Source organism: Bacillus sp. SRB_8, assembly GCF_003264205.1.
In the GTDB taxonomy this organism is placed as follows: domain Bacteria; phylum Bacillota; class Bacilli; order Bacillales; family Bacillaceae_G; genus Bacillus_A; species Bacillus_A mycoides.
This window is the reverse complement of the sequence record NZ_NADT01000063.1, coordinates 14,020-37,300: the sequence shown is the minus strand read 5'-3', so window position 1 is coordinate 37,300 and position 23,281 is coordinate 14,020. Positions and strand designations below refer to the sequence as shown.

The window sequence follows — 23,281 nt, the reverse complement described above, 5'->3', positions numbered from 1 at the left end:
CTTATTCATTTATACATTAGACTTTCCTTGTTCCCAAATAAACTCACCTGAATGAGAAATTAAATCTTCAACAGATTGTAATACTAAATCTGCAAGTGGTTCTAGCGTTTGACGATCACCCGTACCAGATAGTACGCCAATCGCATAACAGTCGCCACCATTTTTCGCTAAATATAAATCCGTCGGTGTATCCCCGATGACTGCTACTTCACATGTCTCTAAATTAAATCTCTCACAAAACGATTCTACAATTTTTTTATCTGGCTTCTGTGCTGGAAACGTATCTGAAGCTACAACATAATCAAAAAAAGACTCTAATTGATACTGTTTTAAAAATAATTCTGTCGGTGCGAAATCATCAGCTGTAACAACACCTAAAATAAATCCTTTATCCTTTAAACCTTGTAAAATTCTCGGTAAATCCGCAGTCATTTTCATATAGGAACGATGCTCGTACATAAGAGCAAACAACTTTTCACTCACCCATTGATGCATCTCTTCTTCTCTAGATGATGCAATATACTTACAAAGCCCCTTGGCCACATCAAGACTCGTTCCAGCAGCGAGCGCACTACGCGGATGAACAAATGCTCCATCTACGCCAATCTCTTTTAATAAAGCCTGCTGCATTGATTCTGGTAATTGATATAAATTTATACATTCTGCAACAAGCTCTTCAGCTACTTTTATCCAAATTGAATGAAAATCCATTAATGTCCCATCTTTATCAAATAATATTGCTTTTACCTTCTCCATAGCACCCTACCTCTCATTTCTTATCTCTTCCAGTGTATCAATAAAATATGGATATAAAATAAACGGATTGTAAAAATACCATAAAAATCAAACTAACTTACAATTTACAATTCATCTGCACATAGAGAAACTTTAATCAGTGGGGGAATCTTATTGCTCGCAAATAGTGAGGTGAAAGCAAAAAAAAGATGCCTTTACAGGGCATCCTCTTGATGTTCAGGAACAAATAGTTCCAGACAATGATATATATTTTCAAATTCCATTGGTGCATCTCCGCCATATTCACCATCTAAGTTGATCATTAATTTATCAGGTGAATGCACTTTAATACGATTCGCTTGTGTATATAGTACTTTCGGATTGTTAATATGTTCCCCACGCTGCGCTTGTGTTGCTGCTTTAATTAAATCAGCGATAGAACCTTTTTTCAGTACTAATAAATCAAATAATCCATCGTTAATAGATGCATATGGTGCTACTTTTTCGAATCCACCAACTGAACGAGTATTCGTAATTAAAAACATCGTAATTTCTTCTTGTAGCAACTTCCCATCATACTCAATTTCAACATATGTTGGATGTAATGATGGTAACATTTCGATTCCTTTTAAATAGTAAGCAAGTTGGCCTAATACCGTTTTTAGCTTGCTTGGTACTTCATATGTTAATTCTGTAATACGGCCGCCACCAGCGATATTAATGAAATATGTATCATTTGCTCTACCAAGATCTAACGGTACCGTTGTTCCTTCACAAATAATATCCGCAGCCTCTTCAATAACACGAGGTACACCGATCGCACGCGCAAAATCATTTGTCGTTCCAACTGGAATAATTCCAAACTTTGGACGATGCTCATGTCCTACTAAACCGTTCACTACTTCATTTAACGTACCATCACCACCAGCTGCGATAACAACATCAAACTTACGATCCGCAGCTTGCCTCGCTGCCACAGTCGCATCTCCAGGACCAGTTGTCGCATGACAAGACGCTTCATATCCAGCTTGTTCTAATTTTTGTAATACTTCTGGTAAGCTCTTCTTAAATAGCTCGCGCCCAGAAGTAGGATTATAAATAATTCTTGCTCGCTTCATCATTTATTAGCACAGGAAATTCCTTATTCATTGAAAAACGAATACACCGAACCCTTATTCAGTATCCCTATGCTTACCTCCTCTCATCTTCCTATCCTTCTTTAATTCCGCTCAAACAGGCAGTAAGAACCCGATTCGTGTAGCTCATCAAAAGTAACTATTCACTCCTGATAGTTTTGCTTTATTTAACCAAGAAATTTATCCCGCTATTTGCAGGCAGTAAAACTCCCACTGATTAAAGTTTCACTTTATGTCTATCCATTCTCTCACATCAATTTACATATAATGAATAATAATTATCTATTATTTCATGAGATGAAAAACTCTCTATGTCTAGATTTATCATTATTCCCACCTTTTTGCAACTATCATACCATAGTTGCTATACAAACATTTTTTCACTTTTGACAGTTAATCAAACGTTTGTTTAAATTATTTTTCACCATTTAAACAAACGTTTGATTAACTCAGAAAAAACACCCAAATACGGGTGTTTTTTCTGTTTAATCTTTAAGAATCTATACTATTTTAGCGTTCAAAAATAAGAATTCTTCTCTTTTTTTAGCGCTTATTAATCTCTTCAAGTAAGATTTTATTAACAAGCGGTGGATTTGCTTGTCCTTTTGTAGCTTTCATAATTTGACCAACTAAGAAGCCAATTGCACGGTCTTTACCGTTTTTAAAGTCTTCAATAGATTGCTCATTATTATCAAGAATTTCTGTTACAACCTTACGAAGTGTTCCTTCGTCAGAAATTTGAACCAGACCTTTCGCTTTAACGATTTCTTCTGGGTCTCCACCTTTTTCAATTAATTCACTAAATACTTTCTTCGCGATTTTAGAAGAAATTGTACCTTTTTCAATTAATTGAACCATTTTAGCTAAGCCAGCTGGCGTTAATGCAACGTCTTTTAATTCTTTTTGTTGTTTGTTTAAGTATGCAAGTACTTCACCCATTAACCAGTTTGATGTTAATTTCGCATCAGCACCGTCTGCAACTGTTGCTTCAAAGAAATCAGACATCTCTTTCGTTAATGTCAATACATGCGCATCATAAGCTGGTAAGCCAACTTCTTCAACATAGCGAGCTTTACGTGCATCTGGAAGTTCTGGAATAGAAGCACGAATTTCTTCTTTCCACTCATCGTCGATGTAAAGTTCAACTAAGTCTGGCTCTGGGAAGTAACGGTAATCGTCAGATCCTTCTTTTATACGCATTAAGATTGTTTTCTTCGTTGCTTCGTCATAACGACGTGTTTCTTGTTGGATGATACCACCAGATAATAATTCTTTTTCTTGGCGCACTTGCTCATGCTCAAGACCTTTTTGCACGTAAGTGAAAGAGTTTAAGTTTTTCAGTTCTGCTTTTGTACCGAACTTCTCTTGTCCAACTGGACGAAGTGAAATATTCGCATCACAACGAAGAGAACCTTCTTCCATCTTACAATCAGATACACCTGTATATTGAATGATTGATTTTAACTTCTCTAAGTACGCATATGCTTCTTCTGGAGTACGCATATCTGGCTCAGATACGATCTCGATTAAAGGCATACCTTGACGGTTGTAGTCTACTAATGAACCGTCAGCTGCATGCGTTGATTTACCAGCATCTTCTTCTAAATGAAGACGTGTAATACCGATACGTTTCTTTTTACCGTCTACTTCGATTTCAATCCAACCATTTTCACCAATTGGCTTATCAAATTGAGAGATTTGGTAAGCTTTCGGATTATCTGGGTAGAAATAGTTTTTACGGTCGAACTTCGTTTCCGTTGCGATTTCACAGTTTAATGCCATTGCAGCTTTCATTGCAAAGTTAACTGCTTCCTTATTTAAAGTAGGAAGTACCCCTGGGTATCCTAAGTCAATTACACTTGTTTGTGTATTTGGCTCCGCTCCGAATTCTGTTGGACTCGCAGAGAAAATTTTCGAATTTGTTTTTAACTCAACGTGAACCTCTAAACCAATAATTGTTTCTAAATTCATCTATGCTCGCCTCCTTACAGACTTGCTTTTTTTGTATGATAGTCTGTTGCTTGCTCAAACGCATGTGCAACGCGGTAAATCGTCGTTTCATCGAAGTGTTTACCAATGATTTGTAGACCAAGTGGCATGTTGTTAGCACCGAATCCACATGGAACAGAAATCGCTGGAACACCCGCTAAGTTTACTGGAATTGTTAAAATGTCATTTGCATACATTGTCATTGGATCGTCCACTTTTTCGCCCACTTTAAATGCTGGAGTTGGCGTTGTTGGTCCAATAATAACATCGTAGTTAGCAAATACATTTTCAAAGTCATTTTTAATTAATGTACGTACTTGTTGTGCTTTTTTGTAATATGCATCATAGTAACCAGAGCTAAGAGCAAATGTACCAAGCATAATACGACGTTTTACTTCATCACCGAAACCTTCGCTACGTGTATTTTTGTAAAGATCTAATAAGTTATTTACATTATCAGAACGAACACCGTAACGTACGCCATCAAAGCGTGAAAGGTTCGCAGATGCTTCAGAAGAAGATAATAAGTAATACGTTGCTAGAGCGTATTTAGAGTGCGGAAGAGATACTTCCTCCCAAGTTGCGCCCATACCTTCTAACACTTTTAAAGCAGCTAGTACTGACTCACGAGCTTCTTCGCCAACACCTTCGCCTAAGTATTCTTTCGGTACAGCAATACGTAAACCTTTAACATCGCCTGTTAAACCAGCTAAGTAGTTTCCTACTTCAACGTTTGCAGAAGTTGCATCCATACGGTCAATACCTGAAATAGCTTGTAATAAGTATGCATTGTCTTCTACTGTACGTGTAATCGGTCCGATTTGGTCAAGTGAAGATGCGAATGCTACTAATCCGTAACGAGATACGCGTCCGTAAGTTGGTTTTAAACCTACAACGCCGCAATATGCAGCTGGCTGACGGATAGAACCACCCGTATCAGAACCTAGAGAGAATAATACTTCTCCTGCTGCTACTGCTGCTGCAGAACCACCACTAGATCCGCCTGGAACGTAATCTAAGTTCCATGGATTTTTTGTAGCGTAGAAGCCTGAGTTTTCATTTGAAGAACCCATTGCGAACTCGTCCATATTTAATTTACCGATTGTAACTGTGTCAGCAGCTTTTAGCTTTTGTACAACTGTCGCATCGTAAATTGGATCGAAGTTTGCTAATATTTTGCTCGCACAAGTTGTACGAAGACCGTTAGTTACAATGTTATCTTTTACACCAATTGGCATACCGAATAATAAACCATTATCCTCAGCACCAATCTTTGCATCTAATTCTTTCGCTTTCGCGCGTGCATTTTCTTCATCTAATGTAAGAAAAGCTTTTACGTTATCTTCAACATCCGAAATACGTTTGTAAGATTCTTCTACTAAATCCGTAACGGAAATTTCTTTGTTGTTTAACTTCTTATGTAACTCTGATACAGAATGATCAAATAATGACATCGAAATTCCCTCCTCTATTCTAATACTGCTGGAACACGGATTTGATTATCTTTGTGATCCGGTGCATTTTTTAATACTTCTTCTACTGGTAAACCTTTTTCTGGCACATCTTCACGCATAACATTTTTCATAGTTAATACATGAGTTGTTGGTTTTACATCAGTTGTATCTAATTCATTTAACTGTTCTGCAAATGTAACAATTGCATCTAGTTGTTTTTGAAATTTTTCTGCTTCTTGATCAGTAATTGCAAGACGTGCTAAATGTGCTACGTGCTTTACATTCTCAACGGAAATTCTTGACACGGCTAGGCCACCTCCATAATATATCGTTCAATCTACAATACTATTGATGATACCAAATTTTCAGTACTTCAAGCAAGTCAACACACGGCACTTACGGTATTTTTACATAAAAAAAGAAAGGCAAATGCCTTTCTTTACAATTTACTCTTTATCTAACGATTTATTTTTCGGAAATCTCTCGTTATCTTCTTCATTATCACGAATTGTTTTTTGTAATACAAAACAAGACATCGTTAGAAATAATGTTCCGATTAAATAGTATCCTTTTACACTAAGCGTTTCATCTAGCGTATAAATCCCAATTAGCATTCCTGAAAGCGCACAAACAAATGAAGTCCATGCTAAAAACGTGAACGCTTGCGTATTTCGTCTTCTCATCGTTCTCCCCCTCGTTAGCTGTACACCTATTATAGATAAATATATTTATCACAATGTGTTTTTATGTAAAATCATTTTTCTATTTATTAATCTATCACAAAAAATTTCTATTTTGAAGATAATTTTCTTTCTAATCTGAAAAAACAGTTAAAAATATTGACATTTATTTCAATTCCACATAAAATAAAAACAAATATTACGAACCTCGAAATATACGGGAGTGGAAATAATTGTTACAATATGAACATTTTTTAGACTTACTGCTAGATAACGCCAAGAAACTTTTCTATCCAGAAGAATGGGTAAGCCTTGATTTAACACTTTCCAAGACAGAAGTATTTTGTTTACTTTGGATGGAGCGAAATACGGATATTACAATGACAAAAATTGCTGATCTTCTTGATATACCGATGAGTACAACAACGGGCGTTGTAAATCGCCTTGTAAAAAAGGGATATATTGAACGCTACCGGAATGAAAGCGATCGACGCATTGTATTAATTCGTTTAACAGAAAACGGCGTAATGCTCGTTCAAGAAGTAAAACAAAATGCGGCCCATTACTTTAGCCTAGTGACAGATGCATTGTCAGAAGAAGAAAAAGCATTCTTACTACAAATATTCCAAAAGATCATGAATCACATTGCTACGTCACAGCAAAAAACAGAAGAAAAGGTTTCTACACCTAAAATGAAAAACATTCCGATTGAATAAGACCCTAGTTGGGTTTTTATTCAATTAAATATTTCGACACTCGTAATATTCGACATTCGAAACAAAGGGGATATTAATGATGAGAATTATTCTGTATACAGGTAAAGGCGGCGTAGGAAAAACTAGCATTTCAGCAGCAACAGCAATCCAAAGTGCAAAACAAGGATTAAAAACATTAGTAATGAGTACAGATCCTGCTCATAGTTTAGGGGATTCATTTGGCATAAAACTATCTTCTGAGCCACTAGAAATTCGCGAAAACTTGTGGGCACAAGAAATTAACACTATTTATGAAATGGAAAAAGGCTGGGGGAAATTGCAGAAATATATTACACTACTCTTCACTTCAAAAGCAGCTGATGATATTACAACAGAAGAATTAACGATGTTCCCTGGTATGGAAGATTTAATTAGCTTACTTCGAGTACTCGATTACTATAAACACAACACTTACGACGTCATCATTATTGATTGCGCACCGACTGGAGAAACTTTAGCAATGCTTAGCTTTCCAGACATGCTCGGCTGGTGGATGGAAAAACTCTTTCCTATTAAAAAGAAGATTTTAAAAGTTGTTCGTCCTGTAGCTCAACCACTTCTTGGTGTCCCCCTTCCAACTGATGATATTATGGACGAATTAACGAATACGCTTGAACAGCTCGGAGAAATGAGAGATATTTTATCAAACCGAAAAGTAACGAGTATTCGCGTTGTTGTAAATCCTGAAAAAATGGTCATTAAAGAAGCTCAGCGTAGTTTTACTTATTTAAACTTATACGATTATAACGTAGATGCCATTATGATTAACCGCGTCATCCCTAACACTGTTACCGACCCTTACTTTCAGGCATGGAAAGATACACAAAAGAAATATAAGGCGTTAATTAAAGATAGTTTTCAGCCACTTCCTATTTACGAAGCTCCCATGTTTGAACAAGAAGTTGTTGGTTTAGCTATGTTAGAGCGTGTAGGAAATGCTTTATTTAAATCAGACCCTTCTCCTACTGAAGTGAAATTTAATGGCCGCACACAATATGTAAAAAAAGATGGCGATGAGTATATTTTCGTTCTGTCCATTCCCTTCTCAAACAAAAGTGAACTTTCATTAAATCAAAAAGGTGATGAACTTATTATTCGAGCCGGCTCTATGAAGCGAAATATCACCTTACCAAAAACATTAACACACCTTTCTATTCAAGGAGCTAAGTTTGAAGATGATGTACTAAACATTCGGTTTGGAGGTGTAGTACATGCATGATGAATTACTAAGAAAGGTAATTCGTACAAAAATAAAAATCGGTATGCGTATATTAGAAGAGCTACCGAATCCGATTCAGCAATCAGCTAAGCACGCACTAAATATTTTGCAAGAGGAGCTCTCCTCCTATGCTGAAGAACAACCGCAACCTGAGAGTAATTTAAAAAGCATCATAATTGAATAACTATACCCTTGTAGAAAGCCTTTTCTTATAGGCTTTCTATCCCTTTATTGGAGCTGATATAAGTTGATAAAAACATCTTCAACAAGACATTTCACCACTAATACAATCTGGCTAATCCCCCTTCTATTCTTTTTTCATAACCTTGAAGAAGCTTTCCAAATGCCACAATATATCGCTAATCGATTTTCGATCCATTTTATAACTAACAAACAATTTTTCATTGCAATTTCCATATTAACAACCTTCGTCTTACTCATAGTCATTCTATATCAATTAAGCATCATATCTTCTATTTATTTGATCATTTTTATACAGGGCTGTATCTTCTTTAACGCCGTTCAGCATATTATCTTGTATTTCATTTATCGTTCTTATAATCCAGGAGTAATCTCAGCATCTATCATTATCCTATTTTCTATTTTCTATTTTCTTATTTTCTCTTTTCTTATTTTCATCAAAGAAACTATTAATCCCTAAAAAGAAATTAGCAAGTACACTCATTTTTAGTTTAATCTCTTACCCAATCATAATTTGGATTTCCTTATTATTAGCCAGCTGCTTTAATTAAAAAAAGACCAGGAAAACTCCTGGTCCATCACTCTACTTAACAAACATTGGATTCTATGTTATACAAAATTAGAAGGTACAGAATTAGGGTTTTGTTTGTTAAGTAGATTATATGTTGAACGAGCTAACAGCGGAGGGATTCCTACTGTTAGTCGTTAAACTCAATAATTATTTTACGATTTTTTCAAGCTCATCAAGTGAAAGATCTACTGAAATTGAACCATCATTTGTTTCTTTCTTAATTGCATCTGTTACTTCTTTTGAATGGTATAACTCAATTACTTTTTTCAGTGTTGGATCATTTTTATCTTTCGTACGAGCTGCGAAAATATTAATATAAGCCTTTGCATTTTCATTATTTGGATCTTCTAAGAAAATTGGATCCTTCGCTGGGTCTAATCCAGCTTGACCAGCAACACCGTTATTAATAACTGAAGCCGCTACATCTTTTAACACACGAGGTGTTTGCTGTGCGATAACCGGTGTAACTTTTAGCTTCTTCGGATTTTCAGCGATACCGCTTGGATCCCCAAATAGACCAAAATCTTTCTTAAGCTTTAATAAGCCAGCTGCATCAAGAAGTTTTAATGCACGTGCTTGGTTCGTTGGATCATTCGGAATAGCAATTTCCGAACCATCTGGGATTTCATTTGCTTTCTTATATTTTTCAGAGTATAAGCCCATCGGTGCAATTTGCGTTGTACCAACAGCTGTAATATCTAACTTATGCTCCTTTTTAAATTGCTCTAAGAAAGCAATGTGCTGGAATGAGTTTAGTTCAATATCTCCATCAGCTAACGCTTTGTTGGGTGTTGTGTAATCAGAGAACTCAACCAGTTTAATTTTAATCCCTTCTTTTTCAGCTTTTTTCTTTAAAATTTCCCAAACGTCTCCATCTGTTCCAGTTACACCGACGCGAACTACTTTCTCTTTCGCTCCTGCACCTGTGTCTCCACCTGAGCAGCCGCTTAATGCTGTAATTCCTACGATCGCTGATAATGCAAATGCTAAAATTTTCTTCATTTTCTTTTCCCCTCTTCCTTTTTATGATCTGCGTAAAAAGACTTTCGCAAAGTAGTTCCCTAAATTTTGAGCCACCTGTACAAGAATAATAAGTAAAACGACCGTTACAAACATAACTGACGTATCAAAGCGTTGATAACCATATGTCATTGCTAAGTCACCAAGACCGCCACCACCGACAAGTCCTGCGACTGCAGAAAATTCAATTAAACCGACCGTCATAAACGTGACACCTAGGATCAATGGTGCTAAAGCTTCTGGTACGAGGATTTCAAAAACAATTCTAAGTGGTGAAGCGCCCATTGCTTGTGCTGCTTCAATTACTCCTTTCGGAACAGAAACAAGATTGGTTTCAACCATTCTAGCAATACCAATTGATGCAACTAACGTCATTGGGAAGATTGCTGCAGCCGTTCCAATCGTCGTTCCAATAACACTTCTTGTTAGTGGGCTTAAAGCTACTAAAAAGATAATGAATGGAACCGGACGAATTGTATTAATTATGATATTAAGAATAGAAAAGACCCATTTATTTTCTAAAAAATTCCCTTTTCTCGTTACATACAATAGTAAACCTAGAGGTATACCAAGAATTGTAGCGAATATAAGGGTTACAATTACCATTAAGAGGGTATCCCCCGTCGCATCTAATATGCGAGGCCAAAATACACTCCAATCAACTCGCATGAGCTTCTACCTCCTTCAGCTGCACTTGCAGTCTTAGATGTTGTAATGCTTTTTGAATTTCTTTCTGTTCACCTTGTAGTTCTACAAGAAGATTTCCAAATAGCACATTTTGGAGTTCAATAATATTTCCATAAAGAACATTTACATCGACGTTATAGTTTTTCGCAATATATGATAGTACAGGCTGTCCTGTCTCTTCCCCAGTAAAAGTCAGGCGATAAATCTGACCTCCGTTTTGAATTTTCGCTAGAACACTTTCTGGTAAGTGATCATTAATAACAGAGCGTACAAAATTTTGAGTGGTCTTTGTTTTTGGTTGTGTGAAAACGTCAAACAGTTTTCCTTCCTCAATTACTTTTCCTTTTTCCATAACGGCTACACGGTGACAAATTTCTTTCACAACGTGCATTTCATGTGTAATAAGTAGGATCGTTAAATTGTACTCTCTATTTACTTTCTTTAATAAATTTAAGATTTCTGTTGTTGTTTCCGGATCTAAAGCTGATGTTGCCTCATCACATATGAGAATATCCGGTGATGTCGCAAGTGCTCTTGCAATCCCAACACGCTGCTTTTGTCCACCTGATAACTGTTCTGGATAATAGTTCGCTTTATCTTCTAAACCAACAAATTTTAGTAGTTCATTCACTCTTTCTTTTATCTCATTCTTCGGCAATTTCGCTAACCTTAATGGATAAGCAATGTTCCCAAACACCGTTCTTGAATTAAATAGATTAAAACTTTGGAAAATCATCCCAATTCTTTGTCTTAGTTTCCGTAATTCTTTCGCCGATAATGATGTAATATCTTTATCATCTATTGAAATTGTTCCTGCAGTTGGTCTTTCTAACATATTTACTAAACGTAATAACGTACTCTTTCCAGCACCACTAAATCCGATAATGCCAAAAATTTCGCCCTTTTCAACTGACAGCGTTACATCCTCAACCGCATGAACAGATTGCCCACCTGATTCATATACTTTACTTACATTGTTAAAAGAAATCATTTTCTTCCCTCCTATATGCTGTAAAAACTTGAAGTAGAGCTTTCGAGGTAAAATAAAAAGTGCTCTCCTTCTTATCAGTAATAAAAGATAAGAAGGAGAGCACTTTTATATGTACTCATTCACATCTTCTCATCTTCCAAGCCTTTATAGGCTTGCTGGAGTTAGCACGGTATTAAAAAACCCGTTGCTGAGGTATCGTAGGGCCAGTCCCTCCACCTCTCTGGATAAGAGTGTATCGATTTAATTGTCGTTTAATTAAGTCTTATTATAGAACTCAGAATAATGAGAGTCAATACATTTTTCGGAAAAATATTAATTATTTCTCTATTTGAATTTTAAAATAAGAAGTAACAATACAATAGTGATTTTTAAAGTTATGTAAAATCCTTCTCACTCATACTTTTAAAAAGGAGAATCTTCCCTACTCATTGAATAACATTATTTGAATATGAAATCGGAGGAAGATAGATATATGAAAACAGCTCTTTTGCTCGTCGACATTCAAAATGATTATTTTCCAAGCGGAATGATGGAATTACGTAATCCAGTAGAAGCAAGTGAATATGCTAGTCAGCTACTACAACATTTTAGAATAAGAAACGAACCTATTTTTCATATCCAACATGTAGCTATAAAAGATAGCGCTACTTTTTTCCTACCCAATACAGAAGGTGTCCATATTCACGAAAATGTCCGTCCACTTAGAGAGGAAACCGTGATCCTTAAACATTATCCAAATAGCTTCCGAGAAACTGATCTTCTAGAACAATTACAACGTTCAGGAGTTGAGCACGTCGTAATATGCGGGATGATGACCCATATGTGTATTGATGCTACAGTAAGAGCTGCTTTTGATTTTGGCCTTCACTGTACCGTAATACACGATGCTTGTGCTACAAAAGATCTTTCATTTAAGAATGCTACTATACCAGCTGTTTATATTCATAATACAATTTTGGCGAGTTTAAATGGAGTATACGCAAATATAATGAGTACAGAAGAGTTTTTAGCGACCTAAAAAAACACTCCTTTCAGTTAGCAAAGCCGAAAGGAGTGTTCTCTTGTCTAACCATAGATTTTCTTTCAAATTGTATTATACAGGAAATCCTCAAAATGAATACTAAAAAATATGACTAATAAGTCAATTTTTCTCGCTGTTTTGTTTCTATTTTCATGTTTATCCCGATATTAATAGGGTTTAACTAATTCAAAAGAACAAATAGTAATATTTGGCAACCTTTTCTTGATTGAAATTAACTAGCTTCTATTATAGAGAGTTTCTCAAAAAGAAAAGATCTTCACAGTCTGTGAAGATCTTTTCTACTATTTCTTATAAAGTTTCAGAAGTAGTTTTTGCTTGCATGTGAAGTGCTAAGTAGTCAGGGCCACCAGCTTTAGAGTCTGTACCAGACATGTTAAAGCCACCGAATGGTTGGTAACCTACGATTGCACCAGTACATCCACGGTTGAAGTATAAGTTACCAACGTGGAAGTCTTCACGTGCTTTTTCAATATGGTCACGGTTGTTAGAAAGAACTGCTCCTGTTAAACCGTATTCTGTATTATTTGCAATTGCAAGTGCATGATCAAAGTCTTTTGCTTTACAGAATGCTACTACTGGTCCAAAGATTTCTTCTTTCATTAAACGAGCATCTTCTGCAACGTCAGCAACGATTGTTGGTTGGATGAACCAGCCTTTAGAATCGTCTCCTTCGCCACCTGATACGATTTTACCTTCTTCTTTACCAATTGCAACATAGCTCATTACTTTATCGAATGCAGCTTGGTCATTAACAGGTCCCATGTTAATATCTTTTGCATCTGGGTTACCTACTGTTAATTCTTTTGTTAATTCAACAGCACGATTTAATACATGATCGTATACATCTTCATGGATTACTGCACGAGAACATGCAGAACATTTTTGTCCTGAGAATCCGAATGCTGATGCAACGATAGATTTAGCTGCTAATTCAAGATCTGCCTCTTTATCAACAACGATTGTATCTTTACCGCCCATTTCAGCGATAACACGTTTTAACCAAATTTGTCCCGGGTTTACTTTTGCTGCACGTTCGTAAATACGAATACCTACATCGCGAGATCCAGTAAAGCTAACGAAACGTGTACGAGGGTGATCTACTAAGTAGTCACCAACTTCAGAGCCATTACCTGGAACGAAGTTTACTACGCCAGCTGGTAAACCAGCTTCTTCTAATACTTCCATAAATTTCGCTGCTACTACAGGAGTTGTACTAGCTGGTTTTAGTAATACTGTGTTACCAGAAACTACAGCAGCTGTTGTCATACCTGCCATAATTGCGAATGGGAAGTTCCAAGGAGAAATGATAACACCTACTCCTAATGGAATGTAAGAGAAACGATTATATTCAATTGGACGACTTTCTACTGGAATACCGTCTTTTAATTTCAACATTTGACGAGCATAATATTCCATAAAGTCGATTGCTTCTGCTGTATCAGCATCTGCCTCATTCCATGGTTTACCTGCTTCTTTTACAAGAATAGCAGAGAACTCATGTTTTCTACGACGAACGATTGCTGCAGCACGGAATAAAATATCTGCACGCATTTCTGGTTTTGACTTTCTCCAAGTTTGGAATGTTGCATCCGCTACTTGCATTGCTTTTTCAGCTAATTCACGGCTTGCTTTTGAAACACGACCAACAAGTTCCTCTTTATTTGCAGGGTTTACAGAAACAATTTTGTCTTCTGTAGTGATTTTTTCTCCCCCGATAATTAATGGATAGTCTTGTCCAAGATAAGATTCTACTTTCTTTAAACCCTCTTCAAACGCTAATTTGTTAGCCTCTACTGAAAAATCTGTAAATGGCTCATGTTTGTATGCTACTACCATCTTTTTAGCCTCCCCTTAGAAAAACGTTTACATTTTACAACATTATTCTACACGATAATTTAGATTTATTCAAATATTCCTAGACTTATATTTTAAAAATTAATAAATTTTTAAAATATAATAAAAAAAAGAGATTCATACATACGTATGAATCTACAAAATATGAGTATATTCCAAAACATTTTTCCCGATTAATAAAATAGTAACTAATAAAAATAAAGTCCTTACATATCCAACACCTTTTTGAACCGCAAACTTCGATCCAAAATAAGCACCTAAAATCATTGATAAGCCCATAATTATACCGTATTCAAAATGAATCACATCTAAAAATAAAAAAGTAATTAAAGATACGATATTACTAACGAAGTTCAAAAGTTTTCCAGATGCTGCCGCTTGAATAAAATCCAAACCAATTAATAAAAATGCAAAAATTAAAAAGGATCCTGTCCCTGGTCCAAAAAATCCATCATAAAACCCTATCATTAAAATAACAAAGAAAAATATTAATGTTTTCCCTTTTGTCATCTTTTTATAGGTAGATGCACTTCCCCAATCTTTTTTCGCAATAATATAAATGGCAATAAAAACCAACATCACGAGCACTAGTGGACGCAAAATATCAGGCGGAATAAACTTTACTACTAAAGCCCCTGCGACTGCTCCAATAATAGTTAACGGGATTAACTTTCCTACAATCCGAAAATTCACCTTACCTGATCGAATAAAATAAATTGTGCTCGTAAGCGTCCCCATCGTTGCAGCTAATTTATTCGTTGCGATTGCCGAAGCTGGTGATAAACCAACAAACATAAGTGCAGGAAGCGAAATTAATCCTCCCCCTCCAACAACCGAATCAATAAAAGCAGCTAAAAACCCGAATGCAATTAATAAAATAATGACTTGAAAGCTTAGTTCTTCCATGACTTTGCCCCTTACCCCTTTATTTGTAACATTTAAAATTATAACAAAATTTTTCAAGAAAAAAAGCTGTTCCTTTATGGAACAGCTCTCATCTTTAATCTAAAATTTTCACAAATGGTTCATCTTGCTTCGCTTCACGTATAATAATTGCTTCTGGACGTTCTACAGATTTAATTGTTACTTGTACTTTCATATAATTCGGGAAGTATTCCATAACAAGTCCAGCTACATATTGTGTAAAACCAATTACTTCAGCTTTCCCATTGAATTGGACAGGAATATCGAGCTTCATTTCTTTTAATTCATCATCTCTATACATTCCAGTACCGATAACAGCTGTATAATCGCCTTGGAAATACTCACTTAACTTCGCTTTAAAGTTTGACACCCTTGCAAGGTCTTCACGTTTATTATCCGCTTTTGCTTGTTCAGACGGGAACAAATAATATTTCTCATTGATTGGTTTCCAATCCTCAACCGTTTCACTACCTTTTTCTACCTTAGCATAAGAAACAAAATTCCCTGGCACAAGTGAAGACTTTGGACTTTGACGATAAATTGCAAATGTTATCGGAATATTTTTTGTCGCAGCGTCTTTTTGATGCATGAATTTCAAGATTTCTTGGGCCATTTTTTTCCCTTCAGCTAACATTTTTTCATTTGGGATTGCAGCCTCACGTGGATACCCATGCTCTTCCTCATAATATTGAACAGAATTCATCGCTAATCCAATTACAATGCCATCAGGTTCAGCATCGTTCCCACCTTTTTGTACGTAGTAATCATGCTCTAAAATATTTGAGATATACATTGGATGTTTTTTATTTTTCACTTCTAGTGACTCCGAACCTTCACTTAAGGCTGGATTCAGTCCGATATTCGGAAATTTAACTGCATCTTTTTTCAACTTATCCTCTAGCTCTTTTTGTTCAGCATCTGTACGCTTCCTTTTTACAAGCATTTGTATATTTTGAGCCTCTAGAACCTTTCCGCCTTTAAAGAAATAATCTTTCGTACTAAATGATTCTTTGGCAATGCGCATTAATCCTGTTTCAAATTCATCTACATCTAGACGACTATTTAAACCTTGTACAACTAAACCACGTGCCTTACCTGGATCAAATTGAACCGTTGTCTTATAATATTCATCCGAAATGGAGTATTTCGGGATAACTGCTTGTTCTTTCGCTTTCCCCGATTTCTCAACTGCTTTTTCATCTTTATTAGAACCCATACTACACCCACTTACAAGTAGGCTAAGACTTAATACCGCTAACGCTATTTTTTTCATCGTAAGTTTGCACCTCTTACTTATTCAGCTCTTGTAAGAACCTCTCTTCATTCCAAACTTCAACATTGTGCTTCTCTGCTTGCGCTAATTTCGAACCAGCAGCTTCACCAGCAACAAGTAAATCCGTACTTTTACTAACACTTCCTGTTACTTTTCCACCTAATGCCTCAATTTTCTTCTTCGCTTCACTGCGGCCCATAACTTCTAATTTCCCTGTTAAGACGACAGTTTTTCCTGCGAAGTACGATTCAACATTTTGTAAATCAGCAATTTTTATACCTTTGTATGCCATGTTCACGCCATACTCTTTAAATTGTTGTAATAGCTCTAATACGTCTTCATTATCGAAATACGTTACAACGGATTGAGCCATTTTTTCACCAATCTCATTAATTGTTTTTAATTCTTCTTCCGTCGCTTTCACAAGCTCATCCATCGTTTCGAAATGCTCAGCAAATGTACGTGCCGCTTTCGCACCGACATGACGAATACCAAGACCGAATAATAATCGCTCTAATGAGTTTTCCTTAGAATTCTCAATTGCTTGGACTAAATTTGTTGCTGATTTTTCACCGAAACGTTCTAGTTCTAATAATTGCTCTTTCGTCAATGAATATAAATCAGCAAACGTACGAATATAATCCGCATCAAAGAGTTGTGTAATTACACGTTCTCCAAGTCCATCAATATTCATTGCATTTCTTGAAACGAAATGGATTAATCCTTCACGAATTTGAGCTGGGCAAGTCGGATTTATACATCGAAGTGCTACTTCTTCTTCTAAACGAACAAGTTCACTCTCACATGCTGGACAATGCGTTGGCATATGATATTCTTCTTCCTCACCAGTACGCTTATCAAAAATAACGTTCACAACTTCAGGAATGATATCTCCAGCCTTTTTCACAACAACGTAGTCACCAATTCGAATATCCTTTTCACGAATTAAATCTTCGTTATGTAAAGAAGCACGACGAACGATAGTACCAGCCACTCTAACTGGCTCGAGCTCTGCAGTTGGTGTTACAACTCCTGTGCGGCCGACACTTAATTCAATCCCTGTTAATCTCGTCACAACTTCTTCAGCTGGGAATTTATAAGCTATTGCCCATCTTGGACTCTTTGCTGTAGTTCCTAAGCTTTCTTGAATAGCAACATCGTCTACTTTTATAACGATTCCGTCAATCTCATAATCAAGATGCGGGCGTTTTTCTTGCCACTCTTCTACATAGGCTATTACGTCTTCAATTGTTTCACATGTACGACGATTTGGATTCGTCTTAAATCCAAGCTCACCTAAGAAATCCAGTGATTCACTGTGGGATGGAATTGTTTTTTCTTCTACATTAGCAAGACCATACACAAACATAGATAAGTTACGCTTCGCTGCAATTTTCGGATCAAGTTGGCGTATCGATCCTGCTGCCGCATTACGTGGATTCGCAAATACATCTTCACCATTTTGCTCTTTTTCTTCATTTAATTTAACGAATGAACGCTTCGGCATATAAGCCTCGCCTCGTGCTTCTAACGTTACTTCTTCATTTAAACGCAGCGGGATAGCTTTAATCGTTTTTAAGTTTTGGGTAATATCTTCACCCGTTATACCATCACCACGTGTTGCTCCTTGAATGAAGCGTCCTTTTTCATAATGAAGTGAAACAGCAAGTCCGTCAATTTTTAATTCGCATATATATCTTACATTCGCATCATCAATTCCCTGATGTACTCTTCGATCAAAATCACGCAAATCTCCTTCATTAAACGCGTTTCCTAAACTTAACATTGGTGATTTATGCGTTACCTTTTCAAATATATCAAGAACAGTCCCCCCAACGCGAATGGAGGGAGAGTCTTCACTCATAAACTCTGGGTTCTCTGCTTCTAATTTTATAAGCTCCTGCATATCACGGTCATATTCCGCATCAGAAACAGAAGGATTGTCTAATACGTGATATTGATAGTTAAATGTATTTAACAAATCACGCAGTTCTTCTATACGTTTTTTGGCTATCTCTTTTGACATATCCTCAGTCCTTTCCTATTGTTTCGTCACAGGTGCAAATTTTGCTAATAAACGTTTAATACCAATTGGGCTTGGGAACGCAATATCTAATTCTTTTGAATCTCCTTCACCCTTTACACTTACAACTGTACCGACTCCCCACTTCTGGTGAGCAGCTTTATCGCCTATTCCCCAGCCAATTTGCTCGCCACCTGTCGTCTTAACAGCCGGACGCGCGAAAGCTGAACGAGAACGTGTTGTAGTTGCGCTTGTCGTTCTTCCTTTTGCACCAAACGAAGTTTCACGCTTCGGTGCTGTTTCGTTTAATGGTTCTACTAATTCTGCCGGAATTTCTGTAATAAATCGAGATGCTGCATTCATACTTGTTCTACCAAATAAAGTACGCATTTGAGCATTGGATAAGTATAGCTCTTCTTCTGCACGAGTAATACCTACATAGGCAAGACGACGCTCTTCTTGCATTTCATCCTCTTCCATAAGAGAACGAGTATGCGGGAATATCCCTTCCTCTAAGCCAACAATAAAGACAACTGGGAACTCTAATCCTTTTGCTGAGTGCATCGTCATTAAAATAACTTCTTCACCAGCAGTTGGATCTTCATCTACACGATCAATATCCGCAACAAGAGCTAAGTCTGTTAAGAATGCAACAAGGCTCTTATCTTCGCTTTGGGATTCAAATGTTTGTGTAACAGATAAAAACTCGTCTAAGTTTTCTAAACGACCTTCTGCTTCTAAAGAACGCTCATTTTTCAACATATCACGATAGCCTGTCTTCTCAATAACTTCTTCTACTAATTCTGTAACAGATAAATACTCTTGCATATTTACCCAGTTGTGTAATAAACTTGCGAATTCTTTTACTGCTTTTGTTATTTTTGCACTTACACCAACATGCTCAATCTCATCAAATACAGCAGTTAATGAGATTCCGTTTTGCACACCATAATTAATAATTTTATCGATAGAAGTCGCACCAATCCCGCGCTTTGGCATGTTTATAATACGTCCAAAACTAATCTCATCATCTGGATTCCCAATTAAACGTAAGTACGCCAAAATGTCTTTAATCTCTTTACGGTCGTAGAACTTAGTACCTCCGACAATTTTGTAAGGGATATTAGATTTTAGGAAAATCTCCTCAATCATACGAGACTGGGCATTTGTACGATATAACACTGCAAAATCAGTATATTTTCGGTTCCCCATTTGAATATCATCACGAATTTTTTTCGCAACAAAATACGCTTCGTCCTTTTCGGTTGCAGCACGATAATACGAGATTTTGCTTCCAATTTGATTTTCTGTCCATAATTTCTTCGGTTTACGGTTTGAATTTTTTTCAATTACAGCATTAGCTGCATTTAAAATATTTTGTGATGAACGATAGTTTTGTTCTAACAGAATAACTTGTGCATTCTCATAGTCTTTTTCGAATGACAAAATGTTAGAAATGTCAGCCCCGCGCCAGCGGTAAATAGACTGATCCGAATCACCAACAACACAAAGGTTTTTAAAACGTGATGCCAAATGTTTAACAAGAAGGTACTGAGCTTTGTTCGTATCTTGATACTCATCAACGTGAATATATTGGAATTTACGCTGATAAAACTCTAGTACTTCTGGAACACGTTCAAATAGCTGAATCGTCGTCATAATTAAATCATCAAAGTCTAATGAGTTATTTTTCAAAAGACGTTTTTGATATTCTGTATATACATCGCTCGTTAATTTTTCATATGGATCAGCGGTTGTAATTTTTTTTGCATATTTATCTGCAGATAACAGTTCATTTTTCGCATTGCTAATACCCGCTAAAATAGAGCGCGGCTCAAACTTCTTCGGGTCAATATTGCGCTCCTTCATAATTTTTTTTACTACAGTTAACTGATCACCTGAATCTAAGATTGTAAAGTTACGATTAATACCAATGCGGTCAATATCACGTCGTAAAATACGTACGCACATAGAGTGGAACGTAGAAATCCAAATATCTTCTGCTTCTGGTCCAACAAGTTTATCAATACGCTCACGCATTTCACGAGCAGCTTTATTTGTAAAGGTAATTGCTAGTACATTCCATGGCGCCACACCTTTTTCACCAAGTAAATATGCAATACGGTGTGTTAACACACGTGTTTTCCCACTACCTGCGCCTGCCATTAATAGAAGTGCTCCATTTGTTGTTTGTACTGCTTTTTGTTGCTGCGGATTTAAACCATTTAATAACTTATCTGTCGTACTCATATGTGCCTGCACCTACTCTCCTTTTACTGCTTTAACTGTTTTTAATGCCGATTTTATATCATCATAAATAATATTTCCAACAACTACTGTATCAGCATACTGTGCCATTTCTTTCGCTTGTTCTGCATTAGAAATACCACCGCCATAATATAGCTTAGCTTGTTTCAATTCTGCTTTTACATTTTTAACAAGCTCAATGTCTCCATACGTCCCGCTATATTCTAAATAGAATATCGGTAAATGTAATAGCTTGTCTGCTAAACGCGCATATGCAATAACATCATCTTCTGTTAAATCACATTTTGCATCTGTAAGCTGGGCTACTTTCGCTTCTGGGTTTAAAACACAATACCCTTCCATGTAAATTTCGTCCCAGTCCATAATATCCCCAAATTCTTTCAATGCCTCATGATGAACACCTGTTACCCATTCTACTTTTCGGCTATTTAAAACACTTGGGATGTAATAAAAATCAAATCCTGGTGTAATTGCCTCCACATCAGAAACCTCTAACACACAAGGCACTGCATATCTACGAATGCTAACTAGCATGTGTAATACGTTATCAATTGTCACTCCATCACTTCCGCCTACAATAACAGCATCCGTTCCAGATTCACAAATCATTTCTAAATGTTCGTCACTTAACTCCTTATTTGGATCAAGCTTAAATACATGTTTCCATTTGGGAATATCGTACATGAAAACACCCTTTCTTTTCTCTAGTTATATAATTTCTGTTCAAAATAACAGTTAATTTTTATCAAGATTTTTTACATTCCTTGCTATATCTTTACCAGACTGGCGTATGCAACGATGAAATGCGACAGCTATCTTTACCGGACTTTTTGAACTTCCTTTTACGCATTCTTTCATTATAACAAAAAAAGCTACCTACACACACGCCCAATCCAACATCTTTTTCAACGTCAAATGTTGGATTACATATCAAAAAACTTATACGGAATACTAACAAATGAAATAGTATTTTCTATTTCGAAGTTAATTAAAAAGGAGTGTTTTTCTAATGAAGCAAAACATCGGCACAATTAGTGCTCTAATTCGAATTACACTCGGACTCATCCTCTTCGGTTGTAGTACAGCTAAACTCGTACGTAAACCTTGGTGCACTTGGTCTAAAGTTTTGCTATGGATTGGTGCCATGAAAATTGCGGAGGGGATCGTTCGTTTCTGCCCTATTGTTGAAGCCTGTAAGTTTGGAAAATATATGAATATGAGCGCATTTAAAATGCCTAGCATGAATTTCACTGAAAAAGGACATAATAAAGAAGAAGTTAATTCAGCTTCCAGTCATGACAAGCCAAAGGCAAAGTCAGATGGAAGTTATGACACTTCTGACAAAGAGATTGAGTCAGCGATTGAAGAATTAATCCTGGCAAAACCGCTTTGAATCATTTGTCACGATGCAAGATGCTCTCAAAGGGACTTAGCTGCTGCAGTGGGCAGCTAAGTCTTCTTTATTTTACCACGAAACAGAACGTACATTCTTGTTTTTGCCCTTAAAACGTACATAAAAGATATCAAACAATAAAATTCAGAAAATTAGGTGTAACCCTCTTGCATGTAATGATATAAAAGTGATATCATTTTTATATCAAGGAGGCGATCATATGAAAGAAAAACAAGTATTTTATGTTAATGGATTTCTCGGCGTTATTGGAATTTTAGTTTTAGCCGCTATCGGTGTATTTTGCCTTGTACAAGAAATGTTTGTAATAGCTATTTTAGCTCTCATATTAGCATCTGTTTTAGCTACAGGTATCGGTATCGTTCAACCGAATCAAGCGAAAGTTATTACGTTCTTCGGTAGTTATTTAGGAACAATTCGTCAAAATGGTTTATTTTTAACAATTCCATTCGCTTTTCGTCAAACTGTATCTTTACGTGTTGAAAACTTTAACAGTAAGAAATTAAAAGTAAACGATGTTGAGGGCAATCCAATTGAAATTGCAGCCGTTATCGTATATAAAGTTGTTGATTCCGCAAAAGCAATGTTTGGTGTTGAGCATTACGATCGATTCGTAGAAATTCAAAGTGAAACAGCAATCCGCCACGTTGCTACAAAATATCCTTATGATAATTTCCAAGATGAAACTTGCATCACGTTACGAGGAAATACTGAAGAGATCTCTGAAGAATTAAAGCGTGAGTTAGAAGCACGACTTGAAATCGCTGGCGTAGAAGTATTAGAAACTCGTTTAACACATTTAGCTTACGCAACAGAAATTGCCCATGCAATGCTCCAGCGTCAACAAGCAAAAGCAGTATTAGCTGCTAGAAAAGAGATTGTTGAAGGTGCTGTGAAGATGGCGAAAGATTCAATCCATATGTTAGATGAAGAAGGCGTACTGGAACTCGATGACGAGCGTAAAGCAAATATGGTGAACAATTTATTAGTTGCCATCGTTTCAGATAAAGGTGCGCAACCAGTTATTAATACAGGAAGCCTATACTAA

General features: G+C 36.3%; 21 protein-coding genes, 1 pseudogene and 1 riboswitch. Of the genes and pseudogenes, 7 read left to right on the top strand and 15 right to left on the bottom strand.

The annotated features are described in order from the left end of the window. Positions 1-9: 9 nt before the first annotated feature. The 6 genes from B5P40_RS29625 to B5P40_RS29600 all read right to left on the bottom strand — a co-directional run bounded on the left by B5P40_RS29625 (position 10) and on the right by B5P40_RS29600 (position 5,997). Complete coding sequence (locus B5P40_RS29625) at positions 10-756, bottom strand: HAD family hydrolase (protein WP_078178030.1); 747 nt, start codon at positions 754-756, stop codon at positions 10-12. 194 nt (positions 757-950) lie between these two features. After that, positions 951-1,856: a diacylglycerol kinase gene (locus B5P40_RS29620; protein ID WP_002010051.1), complete on the bottom strand. Its 906-nt coding sequence runs from the start codon at positions 1,854-1,856 to the stop codon at positions 951-953. A 558-nt stretch (positions 1,857-2,414) separates the two neighbouring features. Continuing rightward, the gene (gene gatB / locus B5P40_RS29615; protein WP_113710381.1) at positions 2,415-3,842 is read right to left on the bottom strand and encodes an Asp-tRNA(Asn)/Glu-tRNA(Gln) amidotransferase subunit GatB; all 1,428 of its coding nucleotides are present in this window, start codon (positions 3,840-3,842) and stop codon (positions 2,415-2,417) included. Between the two features lie 14 nt (positions 3,843-3,856). Next, entirely contained in the window at positions 3,857-5,314 is a 1,458-nt protein-coding gene (gatA, locus tag B5P40_RS29610) for an Asp-tRNA(Asn)/Glu-tRNA(Gln) amidotransferase subunit GatA (RefSeq protein WP_002010048.1), read from the bottom strand. 14 nt (positions 5,315-5,328) lie between these two features. Next, positions 5,329-5,619 carry an Asp-tRNA(Asn)/Glu-tRNA(Gln) amidotransferase subunit GatC gene (gene gatC / locus B5P40_RS29605; protein WP_000086999.1) on the bottom strand — a complete coding sequence of 97 codons (291 nt, stop codon included), beginning with the start codon at positions 5,617-5,619 and terminating at the stop codon, positions 5,329-5,331. 141 nt (positions 5,620-5,760) lie between these two features. Continuing rightward, on the bottom strand, positions 5,761-5,997 hold the full coding sequence (locus B5P40_RS29600; protein WP_002029490.1) for a YiaA/YiaB family inner membrane protein: 237 nt from the start codon (positions 5,995-5,997) through the stop codon (positions 5,761-5,763). 230 nt (positions 5,998-6,227) lie between these two features. Here B5P40_RS29600 and B5P40_RS29595 point away from each other — a divergent pair, with 230 nt between their 5' ends. The 4 genes and pseudogenes from B5P40_RS29595 (at position 6,228) to B5P40_RS29580 (ending at position 8,720) form a co-directional block, all read left to right on the top strand. After that, the gene (locus tag B5P40_RS29595) at positions 6,228-6,710 is read left to right on the top strand and encodes a MarR family winged helix-turn-helix transcriptional regulator (RefSeq protein WP_000942491.1); all 483 of its coding nucleotides are present in this window, start codon (positions 6,228-6,230) and stop codon (positions 6,708-6,710) included. 76 nt (positions 6,711-6,786) lie between these two features. Continuing rightward, on the top strand, positions 6,787-7,968 hold the full coding sequence (locus tag B5P40_RS29590) for an ArsA family ATPase (protein WP_181462971.1): 1,182 nt from the start codon (positions 6,787-6,789) through the stop codon (positions 7,966-7,968). Further along, positions 7,961-8,152, top strand: a complete 192-nt coding sequence (locus B5P40_RS29585; RefSeq protein WP_002091335.1) for a DUF3926 domain-containing protein — start codon at positions 7,961-7,963, stop codon at positions 8,150-8,152. Before B5P40_RS29590 ends, B5P40_RS29585 begins: the two co-directional genes overlap by 8 nt. 63 nt (positions 8,153-8,215) lie before the next feature. Then, positions 8,216-8,720 (top strand): annotated as a pseudogene (locus B5P40_RS29580) (HXXEE domain-containing protein). 167 nt (positions 8,721-8,887) lie between these two features. Here the strand turns inward: B5P40_RS29580 and B5P40_RS29575 are convergent. The 3 genes from B5P40_RS29575 to B5P40_RS29565 are packed head-to-tail and all read right to left on the bottom strand — an operon-like array spanning position 8,888 to position 11,438. Further along, the gene (locus B5P40_RS29575; RefSeq protein WP_002029488.1) at positions 8,888-9,742 is read right to left on the bottom strand and encodes a MetQ/NlpA family ABC transporter substrate-binding protein; all 855 of its coding nucleotides are present in this window, start codon (positions 9,740-9,742) and stop codon (positions 8,888-8,890) included. A gap of 21 nt (positions 9,743-9,763) precedes the next feature. Continuing rightward, positions 9,764-10,429, bottom strand: a complete 666-nt coding sequence (locus B5P40_RS29570) for a methionine ABC transporter permease (RefSeq protein WP_113710379.1) — start codon at positions 10,427-10,429, stop codon at positions 9,764-9,766. Continuing rightward, entirely contained in the window at positions 10,419-11,438 is a 1,020-nt protein-coding gene (locus B5P40_RS29565; RefSeq protein ID WP_002029486.1) for a methionine ABC transporter ATP-binding protein, read from the bottom strand. The genes B5P40_RS29570 and B5P40_RS29565 overlap by 11 nt, the downstream gene beginning before the upstream one ends. A gap of 126 nt (positions 11,439-11,564) precedes the next feature. Beyond that, positions 11,565-11,669: riboswitch (SAM riboswitch) on the bottom strand. A 241-nt stretch (positions 11,670-11,910) separates the two neighbouring features. Here B5P40_RS29565 and B5P40_RS29560 point away from each other — a divergent pair. Then, positions 11,911-12,456 carry a cysteine hydrolase family protein gene (locus B5P40_RS29560; protein WP_061676182.1) on the top strand — a complete coding sequence of 182 codons (546 nt, stop codon included), beginning with the start codon at positions 11,911-11,913 and terminating at the stop codon, positions 12,454-12,456. 312 nt (positions 12,457-12,768) lie between these two features. Here B5P40_RS29560 and pruA read toward each other — a convergent pair whose 3' ends face one another. The 6 genes from pruA to pcrB all read right to left on the bottom strand — a co-directional run bounded on the left by pruA (position 12,769) and on the right by pcrB (position 21,506). Next, complete coding sequence (gene pruA, locus B5P40_RS29555; protein WP_002029484.1) at positions 12,769-14,316, bottom strand: L-glutamate gamma-semialdehyde dehydrogenase; 1,548 nt, start codon at positions 14,314-14,316, stop codon at positions 12,769-12,771. Between the two features lie 153 nt (positions 14,317-14,469). Beyond that, positions 14,470-15,240, bottom strand: a complete 771-nt coding sequence (locus tag B5P40_RS29550; RefSeq protein WP_002191771.1) for a TSUP family transporter — start codon at positions 15,238-15,240, stop codon at positions 14,470-14,472. A gap of 94 nt (positions 15,241-15,334) precedes the next feature. Next, complete coding sequence (locus tag B5P40_RS29545) at positions 15,335-16,531, bottom strand: CamS family sex pheromone protein (protein ID WP_113710378.1); 1,197 nt, start codon at positions 16,529-16,531, stop codon at positions 15,335-15,337. A gap of 16 nt (positions 16,532-16,547) precedes the next feature. Then, positions 16,548-18,557: an NAD-dependent DNA ligase LigA gene (ligA, locus tag B5P40_RS29540; protein ID WP_002010032.1), complete on the bottom strand. Its 2,010-nt coding sequence runs from the start codon at positions 18,555-18,557 to the stop codon at positions 16,548-16,550. Positions 18,558-18,572: 15 nt separating this feature from the next. Continuing rightward, positions 18,573-20,804: a DNA helicase PcrA gene (gene pcrA, locus B5P40_RS29535; protein ID WP_002010031.1), complete on the bottom strand. Its 2,232-nt coding sequence runs from the start codon at positions 20,802-20,804 to the stop codon at positions 18,573-18,575. A 12-nt stretch (positions 20,805-20,816) separates the two neighbouring features. Beyond that, positions 20,817-21,506, bottom strand: coding sequence for a heptaprenylglyceryl phosphate synthase (gene pcrB / locus B5P40_RS29530; RefSeq protein ID WP_113710377.1), 690 nt, complete (start codon positions 21,504-21,506; stop codon positions 20,817-20,819). A gap of 325 nt (positions 21,507-21,831) precedes the next feature. Between pcrB and B5P40_RS29520 the strand changes: the two genes are divergently transcribed. Together B5P40_RS29520 and B5P40_RS29515 are read left to right on the top strand one after the other, a co-directional pair. Next, complete coding sequence (locus B5P40_RS29520) at positions 21,832-22,215, top strand: YgaP family membrane protein (protein ID WP_002167052.1); 384 nt, start codon at positions 21,832-21,834, stop codon at positions 22,213-22,215. A gap of 220 nt (positions 22,216-22,435) precedes the next feature. Then, a complete protein-coding gene (locus B5P40_RS29515; RefSeq protein ID WP_002063557.1) occupies positions 22,436-23,281 on the top strand; it encodes an SPFH domain-containing protein in 846 nt (281 codons plus the stop codon).

Bases quoted from the DNA above. Each gene is read 5' to 3' on its own strand.
- pcrB (WP_113710377.1), bottom strand. From the start codon at position 21,506: ATGTACGATATTCCCAAATGGAAACATGTATTTAAGCTTGATCCAAAT.
- gatA (WP_002010048.1), bottom strand. From the start codon at position 5,314: ATGTCATTATTTGATCATTCTGTATCAGAGTTACATAAGAAGTTAAAC.
- B5P40_RS29565 (WP_002029486.1), bottom strand. From the start codon at position 11,438: ATGATTTCTTTTAACAATGTAAGTAAAGTATATGAATCAGGTGGGCAA.
- B5P40_RS29575 (WP_002029488.1), bottom strand. From the start codon at position 9,742: ATGAAGAAAATTTTAGCATTTGCATTATCAGCGATCGTAGGAATTACA.
- B5P40_RS29585 (WP_002091335.1), top strand. From the start codon at position 7,961: ATGCATGATGAATTACTAAGAAAGGTAATTCGTACAAAAATAAAAATC.
- B5P40_RS29545 (WP_113710378.1), bottom strand. From the start codon at position 16,531: ATGAAAAAAATAGCGTTAGCGGTATTAAGTCTTAGCCTACTTGTAAGT.
- B5P40_RS29560 (WP_061676182.1), top strand. From the start codon at position 11,911: ATGAAAACAGCTCTTTTGCTCGTCGACATTCAAAATGATTATTTTCCA.
- B5P40_RS29515 (WP_002063557.1), top strand. From the start codon at position 22,436: ATGAAAGAAAAACAAGTATTTTATGTTAATGGATTTCTCGGCGTTATT.
- pruA (WP_002029484.1), bottom strand. From the start codon at position 14,316: ATGGTAGTAGCATACAAACATGAGCCATTTACAGATTTTTCAGTAGAG.
- B5P40_RS29590 (WP_181462971.1), top strand. From the start codon at position 6,787: ATGATGAGAATTATTCTGTATACAGGTAAAGGCGGCGTAGGAAAAACT.
- B5P40_RS29625 (WP_078178030.1), bottom strand. From the start codon at position 756: ATGGAGAAGGTAAAAGCAATATTATTTGATAAAGATGGGACATTAATG.
- B5P40_RS29550 (WP_002191771.1), bottom strand. From the start codon at position 15,240: ATGGAAGAACTAAGCTTTCAAGTCATTATTTTATTAATTGCATTCGGG.
- ligA (WP_002010032.1), bottom strand. From the start codon at position 18,557: ATGTCAAAAGAGATAGCCAAAAAACGTATAGAAGAACTGCGTGATTTG.
- B5P40_RS29570 (WP_113710379.1), bottom strand. From the start codon at position 10,429: ATGCGAGTTGATTGGAGTGTATTTTGGCCTCGCATATTAGATGCGACG.
- pcrA (WP_002010031.1), bottom strand. From the start codon at position 20,804: ATGAGTACGACAGATAAGTTATTAAATGGTTTAAATCCGCAGCAACAA.
- gatB (WP_113710381.1), bottom strand. From the start codon at position 3,842: ATGAATTTAGAAACAATTATTGGTTTAGAGGTTCACGTTGAGTTAAAA.
- B5P40_RS29600 (WP_002029490.1), bottom strand. From the start codon at position 5,997: ATGAGAAGACGAAATACGCAAGCGTTCACGTTTTTAGCATGGACTTCA.
- B5P40_RS29620 (WP_002010051.1), bottom strand. From the start codon at position 1,856: ATGATGAAGCGAGCAAGAATTATTTATAATCCTACTTCTGGGCGCGAG.
- B5P40_RS29520 (WP_002167052.1), top strand. From the start codon at position 21,832: ATGAAGCAAAACATCGGCACAATTAGTGCTCTAATTCGAATTACACTC.